The sequence below is a fragment of the Streptomyces sp. TLI_55 genome, assembly GCF_900206255.1.
Taxonomy (GTDB): domain Bacteria; phylum Actinomycetota; class Actinomycetes; order Streptomycetales; family Streptomycetaceae; genus Streptomyces; species Streptomyces aquilus.
Genome location: NZ_OAOJ01000001.1, coordinates 1,344,302 through 1,360,204, shown reverse-complemented (window position 1 = coordinate 1,360,204; position 15,903 = coordinate 1,344,302). Strand labels below are relative to the sequence as shown.

General features: G+C 73.5%; 3 protein-coding genes. All 3 read left to right on the top strand.

Annotated features, from left to right (window positions below; genetic code table 11):
• Positions 1–98 precede the first annotated feature (98 nt).
• Genes CRP56_RS06345 through CRP56_RS06330 form a run of 3 tightly spaced genes read left to right on the top strand, consistent with a single transcriptional unit; the run spans position 99 to position 15,786 of the window.
• Positions 99–1,433 (top strand): cysteate synthase, encoded by a 1,335-nt coding sequence (locus CRP56_RS06345; protein WP_097261120.1) that lies wholly within the window; start codon positions 99–101, stop codon positions 1,431–1,433.
• Complete coding sequence (locus tag CRP56_RS48255) at positions 1,430–9,493, top strand: non-ribosomal peptide synthetase (RefSeq protein WP_257040019.1); 8,064 nt, start codon at positions 1,430–1,432, stop codon at positions 9,491–9,493. Before CRP56_RS06345 ends, CRP56_RS48255 begins: the two co-directional genes overlap by 4 nt.
• A 5-nt stretch (positions 9,494–9,498) precedes the next feature.
• Complete coding sequence (locus CRP56_RS06330) at positions 9,499–15,786, top strand: non-ribosomal peptide synthetase (RefSeq protein ID WP_097261117.1); 6,288 nt, start codon at positions 9,499–9,501, stop codon at positions 15,784–15,786.
• Positions 15,787–15,903: the final 117 nt, after the last annotated feature.

Sequence of the window (15,903 nt, the reverse complement as noted above, 5' to 3'; positions counted from 1 at the left end):
CAGGCGTCGCCAAAAGGTAATTCATGCGTCGCCCGCCCTTCCTGAAGCGCCGGTTCCAATTGATCAACGAGACGCGGCACTGCGGAAGGCAAGCGAAGATGTCCGGAGTACGCCCGGGAACACGTCACTACACCGTTGTCTGTTCCTCCTGCGGAAACCGTTACGAGGACGATGGTCTCCGCCTCGACTGCTCCCGCCGGCACGAACCGGCATTCCTGCGCACCGAGTACGACAGCGACCACCACACAAGCGGAATCCGCGTCGGCGAAAGCAGCGGCCTGTTCCGGCACGCCCCGCTGCTGCCGGTGGCGCGCACCTTCCCCGGCGTTCCCGGCCCGGTCGTCCACCGCGCCGAGCGGCTCGGGCGCCGTATCGGCCTCGACCGGCTGTGGGTCGCCTTCAACGGGTACTGGCCCGAACGCGGGGCGGCCCTGCCGACCTGTACGTTCAAGGACCTCGAGGCCTACACGGTGCTCGGCCGACTGCCCGCCGAGCCGCCCGTGCTGGTGATTCCCTCCGCGGGCAACACCGCCGCCGCCTTCGCCTGGGCCGCCACCCGCCACCAGGTGCCCTGCCTGCTCGTCGTGCCCGCACCGGCCCTGGAGCGGATGCGCTTCCCGGCACCCCTCGACCCCTGCGTCCGCCTTGTCGTCCTGGACGGCGCCGCCACCTACAGCGACGCCATCGCCTGCGCCGACCTGCTGTCCGCCCTGCCCGGCCACCACGCCGAGGGCGGCGCACGCAACGTCGGCCGCCGCGACGGCCTGGGCACCGTCATGCTGGCCGCCGCCGACGCCCTCGGGCGGCTGCCGGAGACCTATGTGCAGGCCGTCGGCAGCGGCACCGGAGCCATCGGCGCCCACGAGGCCGCCCGCAGGCTGCGCGCCGACGGGGAGACACTGCCCCGCCTGCTGATGTGTCAGAACGCGCCGTTCGCGCCCTTGTACGACGCCTGGCGATGTACCGGCGCGGCCCCCGCGCACCCGGACCGGAACGGCGACAGCGATCGCGAGCTCGAGCCGCTGGCACGCGAACTGACCAACAGGCGCCCGCCGTTCACCGTCCGCGGCGGCGTGCGTGACGTGCTCACCGAGAGCGGCGGCGACGTCCTGTGCACCGACAACGTCGCAGCCCTCGCGGCCATGGCACTCTTCGAGGAGGTCGAGGGCATCGACATCGAGCCGGGCGCCGGAGTGGCCCTGGCCGCCCTGGCCGAGGCCGTACGGGACGGCCGCATCCGCCGCGACGAACTCGTCCTTCTCAACATCACCGGAGGCGGCCGGGCCCGACAGTCCCGCGACCTGCCGCTGATCCCCGCCGAGCCCTGGCTGCGGGTGCCCTGGCCGGGACGCGACGAGGGCCCGCGGCACGTGGCCGAGCTCGTGGCCCGGCAGCTGACCGGTCTTGCGGCGGCCACGGAGGCCGCCCGATGACCGTCCCCCACGCTCTGGACCTGTCCGCCGCCCAGCGCTCCATGTGGTTCGGGCAGCGGCTCGATCCCGCCGGGCCGGCCTACAACGTCGGCGAGTACACCGAGATCCACGGCCCTGTCGACCCCGATCGCTTCCGGACGGCGATCCAGCAGGTGGTGGCGGCCACCGAGACACTGCGGGTCCGGTTCACGGCCGAGGGTGACACCGTCCTCGGGCTCGTCGACCCCGACCCCGCCTGGGACCTGCCCGTCATCGACCTCACGGGCGAACCCGACCCCCGGTCGGCCGCCGAGGCCTGGATGGCCGCCGACTTCGCCACACCGTTCGACCTCGACCGGTCACCGCTCTTCCGGTACGCCCTGCTGCACCTCACGGCCACCCGCTGGATCTGGTACCAGCGCTACCACCACATCGCCGTCGACGGCTACAGCTGCTCCCTCCTCGCGCGCCGGGTCGCCGACGCCTACAGCGCCCTCGTCGCGGGCACACCGCACACCCCGCCGCCCGCGCCCCTGGCCCCACTGGTCGACGCGGACGAGGCCTACCGCACCGGTCAACGGCACGCGCCGGACCGGGAGTTCTGGACGTCCGCGCTCGCCGACCGCCCCGACCCGGTGAGCCTGTCCGCCCGCCCGCCGCAAGTCGCCGGGCGCTTCCTGCGCCGTACCGGCCATCTCCCGCAGACAGCAGGGGACTTGGTGCACGCGGCCGCCGAACAGGCCGGCACCCGCTGGTCGCGCGTCCTGCTCGCGGCGACCGCCGCCTATCTGCACCGGCTCACCGGAGCCCGGGACATCGTCCTGGGCCTCGCCGTCACCGCCCGCGAGAGCGAGACCGAACTCGCCACGCCGGGCATGGCGTCCAACGTGCTTCCGCTGCGGCTGTCCGTACGGCCCGACAGCGTCGCCGAAGACCTCGTACGCCGGACGGCGTCCGCCACCCGCGACCTGCTGGCGCACCAGCGGTACCGCGGTGAGGACCTGCGCCGGGACCAGGATGGGCCGCAGGACGGGCCGCGCTTCTTCGGGCCCGTCGTCAACATCATGGCGTTCGGCCCGGAGCTGCGGTTCGCCGGTCACGCCACCACCCGACACAACCTGTCCACGGGGCCCGTCGAGGACCTCGCCGTCAACGTGTACGACCGCGCGGACGGCGACGGCATCCGCATCGACCTCGACGCGGGCCCCGACCATTACACGGACGCCGAACTCGCCGCCCATCACCGGCGCTTCGCCCGTTTCGTGGAGCACTTCGCCCAAGCCGTCCTCACCTCCGGCACCCCGGTCGGCCGGGTCGAGGCGACCCTGCCCGAGGAGCGGGCGGACGCCCGGCTCGCCGGCGCCGCCGCGCCCGCGGGAGCGGCGACGACCGTGCCGGAACTCTTCGCGGCCCGGGTCGCGGCCGGCCCGGACGCCACGGCGGTCATCCAGGGCGAACGCATCACCACCTACCGGCAGGTGAACGCCCGTGCCAACCGGCTGGCACACCGGCTGATCACCTTGGGAGTCCGCCCGGAGGACCGCGTGGCGGTCCTGCTGGACCGCTCCGACGGACTCCTCGCCGCGCTCCTGGCCGTACTCAAGGCGGGGGCCGCATACGTCGGCCTCGACCCGCGCGCCCCGGCTGCCCGCACCCGGCAGATCCTGGCCGAGACCGGCGCCAACGTCCTGCTGACCGACACCGGGCTCATCGAGCCGTACGACGGCCTGACCACGATCGCTCCCGAGGACCCGACGCTCGCCGCCGAACCGGACACGGACCCCGCCGTGCTGCTGCACCCGGCGCAGCTCGCCTACGTCAGCCACACCTCCGGCTCCACCGGCATCCCCAAGGGCGTCGCCGTCACCCACCGCGACGTCACCGCCCTGGCCGCCGACTCGGCCTTCGCGGACGGCGCGCACGCGCGCGTGCTGGTGCACTCGCCGACGGCCTTCGACGCCTCCACCTACGAGATGTGGGTACCACTGCTCAACGGCGGCACCGCCGTCGTCGCCGGGCCGGAGGAGGACGTGGACGCCGCCGGCGTCGCACGTCTGACGCGGCGCCACGGTCTGACGGCGCTGTGGCTCACCGCCGGGCTGTTCCGTCTCGTCGCCGAGGAGGACCCGGGCTGCTTCGCGGGGCTGCGCCAGGTCTGGACCGGCGGAGAGGCCGTGCCCGCACCGGCGGTCCGCCGGGTCCTGGCGGCCTGCCCCGGGCTGACCGTCACCGACGGCTACGGCCCGACCGAGACGACCACCTTCGCCACCACCCGCCCCTGCACGGCGGCCGAGCACGTACCCGACCCGCTGCCCATCGGCCGCCCCCTGGACGGCATGCGCGCCCACGTCCTCGACGGGGCCCTGCAGCCACTCCCACCGGGCACGGTGGGGGAGTTGTACATCGCGGGCCCCGGCGTGGCCCGCGGCTACCTCGGCCGCCCCGGCGCCACCGCCGAACGCTTCACCGCCGACCCGTACGGCCCGCCCGGGTCCCGCATGTACCGCACGGGCGACCACGCGCGCGTGACGGCCGACGGTGAGCTGGAGTACCACGGCCGCACCGACGGCCAGGTCAAACTCCGCGGCTTCCGCATCGAACCGGCCGAGATCGAGACGACTCTCGCCACCCACCCCGAGGTCACCCAGGCGGTGGCCGTGGTCCGCGAGGACCGGCCGGGCGACCGACGGCTGGTCGCGTACGCGGTCTGTACCGGGGACAAGGCCCCGACGACGGCCGAACCGCTGCCCGCCGACGCTGCAGCCGCAACGTCGGCCTCGGCCGTCCAGTCCCCCAAGGCTGCCGAGGCCGCGCCGGGTGCCCGGCGAGCTGAAGATGCCTCTTCGGTGTGCGCGGCCGGGCGTGCGGCGGATGTGGTGTGGGAGCAGGGGGGTGAGGGCGCCGCGCCGGCTTCGGGCGTGTCGGTTGTCGAAGGGCCGGTTGCGGGGGCTGCGCGTGCCATATCAAGGTGGGAGGCTCCCCGGGCCGAGGGCGTCGTATCGAACCCTGATGTCTCGGCTCCCGGCGACATCGTGGCCACCCTCGGCGGTTCGCCCGCAGAAGCTGCTGCCCTCATCCCCGGGGCTCCGGCGGCCGACCTCGGCGCCCAGCCCTCCCACCGTGCCGTGCCCACCCCCGAAGCCCTGCGCGACCACCTCGCCGCCCGGCTGCCCGACTTCATGGTCCCCTCGGCCGTCGTCGTCCTCGACCGGCTGCCGCTGACCCCCAACGGCAAACTCGACCGGGTCGCGCTGCCCGCCCCGCCCACCGCTGCCGCCGCGCAGGCCCACGCGCCACGCACGCCCCACGAAGACGTCCTGTGCGCCCTCTTCGCCGACTTGCTCGGCCTCCCGGACGTCGGCCCCCGCGACAGCTTCTTCGCGCTCGGCGGGCATTCCCTGCTCGCCCTTCGGCTCATCGGGCGCATCCGGGCAACCCTCGGCGTCGAACTGACCCTGCGCGACGTCTTCCAGACGCCCACTCCGGCCGGGCTCGCCCGGTTGCCGGCAGGAGCCGGGGCGGCCGTACGTCCCGCCCTGCGGCCGGCTGCGCGCACAGTCCGCGGTGAGGCCCCGCTGTCGTCCGCCCAGCGGCGGCTGTGGTTCCTGGATCGGCTGGAGGGCCCCAGCGCGGCCTACAACATCCCCCTTGCCGTACGGCTGACCGGTGCCGGCCTCGACGTGGATGCCCTGCGCGGGGCCCTCGCCGACCTCGTCGCCCGGCACGAGATCCTGCGCACCGTCTACCCGGACGCCGACGGCCTGCCGTGCCAACGGCTGCTGGAGTCCGACCTGCCGGACCTGCCCGTCGAACAGGTGACCGCAGCCGAACTGCCCCGGAGACTGGGCTGGTTGGCGGGGGAGGGTTTCGACATCTCCGAGCGCGTCCCGTTCCGCGCGCACCTGCTCGTCCTCGGCCCCCAGGACCACGTCCTGCTCCTCGTCCTGCATCACATCGCCGCTGACGGCTGGTCCCTGGACCCCCTTCTGCTGGACCTGGCAGCCGCCTATCGCGCCCGGCTGGCGGGCCGGGACCCGGACTGGGCGCCCCTGCCCGTCCAGTACGCCGACTACTGCCTCTGGCAGCACGAGCTGCTCGGCGAGGACCAGGACCGTCAACTCGACCACTGGCGCCAGGCGCTCGCCGGGCTCCCCGACGAACTCCCGCTCCCCGCCGACCGCCCGCGCCCGGCCCGCGCCACCCACCGGGGCGGCGACATCCCCGTCCGGCTGGAGGTGGACCTGCACCGGCGGCTGCGGGCCCTGGCCGACGAGACCGGCACGACGGTGTTCATGGCGGTACAGGCCGGCCTTGCCGCCCTGCTGACCCGGCTGGGCGCGGGCACCGACATCCCGCTGGGCACGCCGGTCGCCGGCCGTGCCGACGAGGCGCTCGACGACGTCGTCGGGTGCTTCGTCAACACCCTTGTGCTGCGCACCGACACCTCGGGTGACCCCAGCTTCCGCGAACTGCTGGCTCGGGTCCGGGAGACCGACCTATCGGCCTACGCCCACCAGGAGCTGCCCTTCGAGCAGCTCGTGGAGGCCCTCAACCCGCCCCGCTCGCTCGCCCGGCACCCGCTGTTCCAGGTGATGCTCGCCTTCCGCCCCACCGCCGGGCCCCGCCTCGACCTTCCCGGACTGCACGCCCGGACGCTGTCCGTCGAGACCGGCGCCACCAAGATCGACCTGACCTTCAACCTGGGCGAGCACCGCGCCCCCGACGGCTCCCCGCACGGGATCGAGGGCACCCTCCAGTACAGCGCCGACCTCTTCGACCGCCGCACGGCCGAGGACCTGGCCGCCCGCCTTGAGCGGCTGCTGCGGGCCGCGGTCCGCCACCCCGACCGCGCCATCGGCAGCCATGACATCCTCGACGACCGCGAACGCCGCCGGCTCCTGACCGAGTTCAACGACACGGCACGCGACGTGCCGGACACCACCTTTCCCCGGCTCTTCCAGGCGCGCGCCGCCGAGGCGCCGGACACGGTCGCCGTCGAGGACGACCTCAACTCGCTGACGTACCGTCAACTTGACGTGCGAGCCGATCGTTTGGCGCGCGTCCTCACCTCGCAGGGAGCCGGTCCGGGGCAGATCGTCGCGTTCTCGCTGCCCCGGTCGGTCGACCTCGCGGTCGCCGTGCTCGCCGTCCTCAAGGCGGGCGCCGCGTATCTGCCGCTGGACCCGGAACATCCGGCCGAGCGCACCGCCTATCTGCTCGCGGACGCCGATCCGGTGTGTCTCATCGTCCGGGACCGGCTCCCCGCCGACTGCGGCGTCGGCTGTGCGGTCGTGGATCCCGATGCGGCCCCGGACGATCCGGACACGCCTCTCCCCGAGGCCCGGCCCGCCGATCCCGCCTACCTGATCTACACCTCCGGTACCACCGGCCGCCCCAAGGGCGTCGTCGTCGAGCACCGCAACCTCACCACCTATGTGGCCCGTTGTGTCGAGACCTACCCGAGTCTGCGCGGCACCTCGCTGCTGCACGCGACGATGTCCTTCGACGCCACGGTGACCACGCTGCACGGGGCGCTCGCCGCCGGAGGCCGCGTGCACATCGCCGGCTTCCACGACGCCGGCGCGGCGCCGGCGAGCGGCGGTTACAGCTTCCTCAAGGCGACGCCCAGCCACCTTGCGTTGCTGCCCGCCCTGCCGCACGATCTCTCGCCCACCGAGGAGTTCATGCTCGGCGGCGAGGCACTGGTCGGCGAGGTCCTGCGCACCTGGCGCCGCGACCACCCCGACGTACGCCTGATCAACCACTACGGCCCGACCGAACTCACCGTCGGCTGCACCGACCACCGCATCGAGCCCGGCGACGAACTGCCGACCGGGCCGGTGCCCATCGGCCGCCCCATGTGGAACACCTGGGCGTATGTGCTCGATGCCCGGCTGAACCCGGTACCGGTCGGTGTCGAGGGCGAGTTGTACGTCTCCGGCGATCACGTGGCCCGCGGCTACTGGAGGCGGCCCGGTCTGACCGCCGGGCGGTTCGCCGCCGACCCCTTCGATCCGGCCGGCGGGCGCATGTACCGGACCGGTGATCTGGCCGTGTGGCGGGCCGACGGCACCCTGGAACTGCGCGGGCGGGCCGACGGCCAGCTCAAGATCCGCGGACTGCGGATCGAGCCCGGCGAGGTCGAGGGCGTGCTCACCGCCCATCCGGCCGTCGCCCAGGCCGCGGTGGTGGTGCGCGAGGACCCGTCCGGCGTGCGCCGCCTGGTCGGATACGTCGTCGGGGCCACCGAGGTCGACTGCCCCGCCGTCCTCGCGCACGCCGCCCGTCACCTGCCTGCCCACATGGTCCCCGAGACGCTCGTGGCGCTCGACGCGCTGCCGATGACCTCCAACGGCAAACTGGACCGCACCGCCCTGCCCACACCGGCCGCCACCCGGGAGACGGCGACGGGACGGGCGCCGCGCACCCCCCAGGAAGAGACACTCAGGGACTTGTTCGCCGAGGTCCTCGGAGCCTCCGCCGATGCCATCGGTGTCGACGACGGATTCTTCGACCTGGGCGGCGACAGCATCACCTCCATCCACCTGGTGAGCCGCGCGCTGGCCGAGGGGCTGCGGCTGACCCCGCGGGACGTGTTCGAGCACCGCACGGTCGCCGGTCTCGCCGCCGCGGCGGCCGATCGTCCGGCGCCCGGCCCGCACCCGGAGCAGGACGCACCGATCGGCACGCTTCCCCTCACCCCGGCCATGCACCGGCTTGGTGAACGCGGCGGCCCCATCGGGGCGTTCAGCCAGTCGGTGCTGCTCGTCACCCCGGCGGGCGCGGACGAGAAGCGCCTGACCGTCGCGCTGCAGACCCTGCTCGACCACCACCACGTCCTACGGATGCGTCTGACGTCCGACGGACGGGCGGCCGAGATTCCGCCCCCCGGGACCGTCGACGCGGCCACGGTGCTGGAACGCGTCGCCGAACCGGCCGACTTCGCACAGGTGCTGAACAAGTCGGCGTCACGACTCGCGCCGGAGCGAGGCATGTTGCTGCGGGCAGTGTGGTGCGATGCCGGCCTCGACCGTCCCGGACGGCTCCTGCTGACGATCCATCACCTCGCCGTGGACGGAGTGTCCTGGCGCATCCTGTGCTCCGACCTGGCCGCGGCCTGGCGCGAGGAGAACCTGCCCGAGCAGGGCACCTCCTTCCGGCACTGGGCCCGCCTGCTGGAGCGGGAGGCCCGCGCCTCGGAACGGACGGCCGAACTGGACACGTGGCGCCACGTGCTGCGGGACCCCGGCCCTCTGCTGGGCACCCGTCGGCCCGATCCTCAGCGGGACGTCGTCGGCGAGATGCGCCACCTCACCCGGCAGCTCCCGGCCGAGGCCACCGACGCGCTGCTCACCACTGTGCCCGCCGCCTTCCACGCCGGCCCCGACGACGTCCTGCTCGCCGCGCTGACCACCGCATTCGTGCACTGGCGGCACGCCAGAGACGGCCACCCGGCCCTGCTCCTGGACGTCGAGCGACACGGCCGCGAAGAGATCGCCGACGCAGTGGACCTCTCACGGACGGTCGGCTGGTTCACCAGCGTCGTGCCCGCCCGGCTCGACCTCACGGGAGTCGACCCCGCAGATCCGGCCCAGGTCCTCAAGACCGTCAAGGAACAGCTGCGGTCCGTCCCGGACCACGGCATCGGACACGGCCTGCTGCGCCATCTCGACCCCTCGAACGGGCCGCTCCTCGCGGCCCTTCCGGCGCCGGAGATCGGTTTCAACTACCTGGGCCGGACGGCCCCTTCGACCGGCGGCGACTGGGCCCTCGCGCCGGAACCGCTGCGCAACCTGGGCGCCGTGCACGACCCCGCCATGCCCGTTGCCCACGGCCTGGAGATCACCGCCGTGACCACCGAGGACGGCCGGCTCGACACCACCTGGTCCTGGGCCCCCGGCATCTGGTCCGAACGCGACGTACACGCCCTCGCGGACCGCTGGCTGACAGAACTGACCGCGCAGGCCGAGGGCGGCACCGGCGCGGTGGGCGGGCACACCCCGTCCGACCTGCCCCTGGTGTCGCTGTCCCAAGCAGAGATCGACGAACTCGAAGCCGAGTTCGGCAATGAGTGGAGGTAACCCAGGTGACTCGGTCCGGTTCCGGAATCGCCGACATCCTGCCGCTGTCGCCGTTGCAGGAGGGTCTGCTCTTCCACGCCCTGTACGACGACGAGCAGTCCCCCGACCTCTACGCGACCCAGCAGATCCTTGAGCTGGAGGGCCCCGTCGACCCCGCCGCCGTGCGCGCCGCCGGACAGGCCCTGCTCGACCGGCACCCCAACCTGCGCGCCTGCTTCCGCCGCAGGGAGGCCGGACGACCCCTGCAGATCGTGCCCACGGACGTCGAACTCCCCTGGCAGGAGGCCGACTTGACGGCACTCGGGGAGAGCGAGCGCGACAAGGAGTGGGCACGGCTGCTGGACGAGGAACGCACCCGCCGCTTCGACCTCGCCAAGCCCCCGCTCCTGCGTTACCTGCTGGTCAAGTGGTCCACGGACCGCTACCGCCTGCTCGTCACCAATCACCACATCCTGCTGGACGGCTGGTCGAAGCAGCTGCTGGTACGCGAGTTCACCGCCCTGCACGCGGGCGAGCACCCCACCGCCCTGAAGCCGGCGCCCGCCTACCGCGACTACCTCGCCTGGCTGGAACGGCAGGACCGCACCGCCGCCGAGACCGCCTGGCGCGACGCCCTGTCGGATGCGGGCGAGCCCACCCTGCTCGCGCCGGGCGCAACCGGCGCCACCACCGCCGTGCCGCCCCGCGAACTCGTCGTCGAACTCCCCGAGCAGCTGACCGGCGCCGCCGAGACCACCGCGCGCTCCCTCGGCATCACCCTCAACACGCTCGTCCAGGGCGCCTGGGGTGTACTCCTGGGCCGCCTGACCGGTCGCACCGACATCGTCTTCGGCCAGACGGTGACCGTGCGCCCGCCCGAACTGCCCAACATCGCCTCCATGGTGGGCTTCTGCATCAACACCGTTCCCACCCGCGTCCGTTGGGACGAGGACGGCAGGGTCATGGACCTCCTCACCGCGCTCCACCAACGGCAGGCGGCCCTGCTCCCGCACCAGCACCTCGGACTCGCCGACATCCGGCGCTCCGCAGGCAGCAGCGGGGAACTCTTCGACACCCTGCTGGCCTTCGAGAACCACCCGGCCACGAACGGCTCCGGGGCCTCCAAGGTCACCCAGCTCACCGGCCGCGACGCCACCCACTACCCGCTCACCCTCGCCGTCCTGCCCGCCCGCCGCCTCGCGCTGCGTCTGTCCTACCGGCCCGACCTGTACGACGAGACCGGCGCCCGGCAGCTCCTGGACCGGTTCGCCGCCGTACTGGAGGCCTTCGTGGCCGGTCCGGCGCGGCGCGTGCGCGAGGTCGAGGTCCTGCTGCCGGGGGAGCGGCAGCGGCTGCTGGGCGGGGCTGCCGGCCCTGCCGCGCCGTCCTCGGCGACCCTGCCCGAGCTGTTCGCGGACCAGGCGGCCCGTACCCCCGACGCCACGGCCGTGCTGCACGAGGGCACCCGCCTCACCTATGCCGAACTGGACGCGCGGGCCAACCGCCTGGCGCACCTGCTGGCGGCCCGTGGGGCGGCCCCGGAACGCCTGGTGGCTCTCGCGCTGCCGCGTTCGCCGGAGCTGGTGGTGGCCGTGCTGGCGGTCCTGAAGACCGGCGCCGCATACCTGCCGATGGACCCGGAGTACCCTGCGGACCGGCTGGAGTTCATGCTGGCCGACGCCGATCCGGTGCTGTTGCTCACGGTGCCCGACGTGGCAGCGGGCCTGCCCCTGTGCGAGATCCCCGTGGTCACCCCGGACGAGTCGTCGGCGTATCCCGCCACGGCGCCCGAGGCGCCGTGCCTGACCGGCGACCACCTCGCCTACGTCATCTACACCTCGGGCTCGACCGGCCGCCCCAAGGGCGTCGCGGTCCCGCACCGCAACGTCGTACGGCTCTTCTCGGCCACCCGGCACTGGTTCGACTTCGGCCCGGACGACGTGTGGACGCTGTTCCACTCCTATGCGTTCGACTTCTCGGTGTGGGAACTGTGGGGCGCGCTGCTGCACGGCGGCACGCTCGTGGTCGTCCCGCACGCGGTGAGCCGTGACCCGGAGGAGTTCCTGCGGCTGCTGGCACGCGAGCGCGTCACCGTGCTGAACCAGACGCCCTCCGCCTTCGGTGAACTCCTGCGCGCGGACGCCGCCCTGCCGGACGTCGGTCGCGAACTGGCCCTGCGGTACGTGGTCTTCGGTGGTGAGGCGCTCGACTTCACGCGGGTCGCCGAGTGGTACACCCGGCACCCGCAGGACGCGCCCGTGCTGGTCAACATGTACGGCATCACCGAGACGACGGTCCATGTCACGGGCCTGCCGCTGACCGAGGCCGCGGCGGGCGACCGGCCGCAGGCCAGTGGCATCGGGCAGACCATCCCCGACCTGCGCGCATACGTCCTGGACGCGGGCCTGCGGCTGGTCCCGCCGGGTGCGACAGGCGAACTGTACGTGGCGGGTGCGGGCCTGGCGCGCGGCTATCTGGGGCGGCCGGGGCTGACGGCGGGGCGCTTCGTGGCCGACCCGTTCGCGGCTGCCGGTGAACGCATGTACCGCACGGGCGACTTGGTGCGGCAGTCGGCCGACGGGGAGCTGGAGTACCAGGGCCGCGCGGACGACCAGGTCAAGATCCGGGGCTTCCGCATCGAACTCGGCGAGGTGGAGGCGGCACTCGCGGACCACCCCGACGTGGCGCAGGCGATCGTCTTCGTCAGGGACGGACGGCTGGTGGGCTACGCCGTCGGAGGAGACCTCGACGCGGACGCCCTGCGCCGCCACGCGGCGCGGATGCTGCCGGATCACATGGTCCCCTCAGCCGTGGTCGTCCTCGACCGGCTGCCACTGACCGCCAACGGGAAGCTGGACCGCGCCGCCCTTCCGGCACCCTCCGTGTCGAGCCGCGGCCGCACCCCGCGCACCCCGCAGGAGGAGATCCTGTGCGGGCTCTTCGCCGACGTCCTCGGCCTGGACCCGCGCCGGGTCGGTGCGGACGACGGCTTCTTCGACCTCGGCGGCGACTCCCTGCTCGCCATGCGACTCACGGACCGCATCAGGGGCGTACTGGGCAGCGCGCTGCCCGTGCGGGCGGTGTTCGAGGCGGCGACTCCCGCCGGACTGGCCGTGCGGATCGGCGAAGGCGAGGGCGGCGCCCGGCGTCCCGAACTCACGGCGCGGGAACGCGGGCACGCTCCGATTCCGCTGTCGTACGCCCAGCAGCGACTGTGGTTCCTGAGCCGCCTCGACGGCAGCAACACCTACACCGTCCCCTGGGCCCTGCGCCTCACCGGCCCCCTCGACCGCGAGGCGCTTCAGGCGGCGATCGCCGACGTCGTGACCCGCCACGAACCGCTGCGCACCCTCCACCCCGACTTCCAGGGCATCCCCTACCAGCGGATCCTGGACCCGGAGGCGGGACGCCCGGACCTCACCCTCGTACCGGTCACCGAGGCGGAACTGCCCGCGCTGCTCACCGAAGCCGCCGGGTACCGCTTCGACCTCTCCGCCGAAACCCCGCTGCGCGCGACCCTGTTCACCCTCGGCGACGACACGCACGTCCTGCTGCTGCTCGCCCACCACATCGCCGTCGACGGCTGGTCCATGGCGCCCTTGATGCGCGACCTGGAGACCGCGTACGTCGCCCGGACCTGCGGACGTGCCCCGCAGTGGCGGCCCCTGCCCGTCCAGTACGCCGACTTCGCCCACTGGCAGCGCGACCTGCTCGGCGCGTCGACGGACGGCGCACCCAGCCTGCTGGAACGTCAGACCGCTTTCTGGCGCGAGGCGTTGGCGGGCGCCCCCGAGGAGCTGCCGCTCCCCACCGACCGTCCCAGGCCCCCCGAGCCCAGCGGACACGGCGACCGCGCCGAACTCACCCTCGACGCGGAGGTGCACGCGGCACTCGCCGACCTCGCCTCCGCCTCCCGGGTCACCCTGTTCATGGTGCTCCAGGCGGGCCTCGCCGCGACGCTGACCGGGGTCGGTTCCGGCACCGACATCACCATGGGCACGCCGGTCGCCGGACGCGCCGACTCCAGGCTGGACGACCTGGTCGGCTTCTTCGTCAACAGCCTCACGCTGCGCACCGACACCTCGGGCAACCCCACCTTCCGTGAACTCCTGGCCCGTGTCCGGGACTTCGACCTCGCCGCCTACGCCCACCAGGACGTGCCGTTCGATCTCCTCGTGGATGCCCTCAGCCCGCAGCGAACCCTCGCCCGCCATCCGCTGTTCCAGGTGATGCTGGCCTTCACCGCTCATACCTCGGACGTCCCGCTGTCCCTGCCCGGCCTGGGCGTGGTACGCGAGCCCGTCGAGACCGGAGCGGCCCGCTTCGACCTCTGTCTCTACCTCAGCGAGCGCCGCCACGACGACGGCACCCCGGCCGGTATCGACGGCATCGTCGAGTACAGCACCGACCTGTTCGACCCGGCCACGGTCCAACTGTTCACACGGCGGCTCGTCCGCTTCCTGGCCGCCGTCGCCGCCTATCCCGACCTGTGCGTGGAGGACGTGGATCTCCCGGAGGACGACGAATGGCAGCGGCGCGGTCGCGCGAACACGGCCTCCGTGGACGTCCGAGACGCACCGGCCGCGCCCGGCGCCGGTGGGGGACAGGAACCGGCGACCGCGGCCGAGCGCATCCTCGCCGGGCTCTTCGGCGAGCTGCTCAAGCTGCCCGAAGTCCCGCTCGACGAGGACTTCTTCGCCCTCGGCGGTGACAGCATCACCTCGATCCGGCTGGTGAGCCGGGCAGCCGAGGCCGGAGTCGTGATCAGCGCCCGGGACGTCTTCAAGCACCAGACGGTGAAGGAACTGGCGGCGGTGGCCCGTGGGCCGGTCGGCGGTGGCGTCGACGGCTCGGCCGGCGTCCACGCTGCCGACGGAGTGGGCCCGGTCCCGCTCACCCCCATCATGCGATGGCTGCTCGAACGCGGCGGCCCCATCGGGAGGTTCAGTCAGTCCGTCCTGCTGACGGTCCCGGCGGACGCCGGTCTGCCGCAGCTGACCGATGCCCTGCAGGCGGTGCTCGACCACCACGACATGCTGCGCTCCCGGCTCACCCCGACTCCGGAGCTCGACGTCGGCCCGGTCGGCTGCATCCTCGCCGCGGACCTGCTCGACCGGCGGGATGTCTCCGACGTATCCGGCTCGGACGGGCTCCGCACGTGTGTGGCCGAGGAGTTCGAGCGGGCTGTGACACTGCTCGATCCGATGGCCGGGGCGATGGTCCGGGTCGTGTGGTTCGACGCCGGACCGGACCGGGCGGGGCGGCTGCTGCTGGTCGTCCATCACCTGGCGGTCGATGGCGTGTCCTGGCGCATCCTCGTACCCGATCTGAAAGCCGCCTGGGACGCCATCACCGCTGGGCGCCGCCCTCAACTGCCGCCCGTGGGCATGTCGTTCCGCCGCTGGTCCCTGACGCTGGGCGAGCAGGCGCGCACTCCGTCGCGAGTCGCCGAGGCCGAGCTGTGGCGCCGTATCGCCGACGCCCCGCGCACCCCGCTCGGCCGGCGCCCGCTCGACCCCGACCGGGACACCGTCGCCACCACGCGCTCGCTGCGGCTCACCCTGCCGCCCGGGACCACGGGACCGCTGCTGACCAGCGTCCCGGCCGCCTTCCGCCTCGGTGTCCAGGACGTCCTGCTCACCGGCCTCGCGCTGGCCGTCGCCGACCGGCAGGGGTCCCCGCACGTCGTCCTAGACGTCGAGGGGCACGGCCGCGAGGAGCTGACACCCGGGCTCGAACCGTCAGGCACCGTCGGCTGGTTCACCTCCCTCTTTCCGGTCCATCTGGATCTGCAGGGCGTGGACGTGGCCGACGCCCTGCGCGGCGGACCCGCCGCCGACCTCGCAGCCGGCCGGGTCGCGGAGCGGCTGGGCGAACTGCCCGACCACGGCGTGGGACACGGCCTGCTGCGCCATCTCAACCCCGACACGGCACCCGAGTTGGCCAAGGCGACCACACCGGCGATCGGCTTCAACTACCTCGGCCGGTTCAACGGCCCCGGCACCACCGGCACGGAGCCATGGGCCTTCGCCCCCGAGTCGTCGGCACTCGGCACCGGCTGCGACCCCGGCCTCGCCGCCGTCCACGCCCTCGACATCAACGCGGTCGTCCACGACACGGCCACCGGACCGCGGCTGGTGGCCGACTGGGCGTGGCCCGAGGGCGTGCTGACCGAACCCGAGGCACGGGGGCTGGCGGAGGCCTGGTTCACGGCGCTCACCGCACTCGTGTCCCGGGCCGGCGACGGGGCCGGTCTGTCGGTCGCGGGTCTGTCCCGGGACGAGTTGGACGAGCTGACAGCGGGCCTCGACTGAGTGCTCCGCGGATGGGCCGTTCGTCTGCTGCGACGCCATCGTGGCGGGCCGCATACGGACACAGCCCCACGCCCCTGCGGGGCGCTTACTGCCCAGCCGAGCTCCCAAGACGACCCA

Bases quoted from the DNA above. Each gene is read 5' to 3' on its own strand.
- CRP56_RS06345 (WP_097261120.1), top strand. From the start codon at position 99: ATGTCCGGAGTACGCCCGGGAACACGTCACTACACCGTTGTCTGTTCC.
- CRP56_RS48255 (WP_257040019.1), top strand. From the start codon at position 1,430: ATGACCGTCCCCCACGCTCTGGACCTGTCCGCCGCCCAGCGCTCCATG.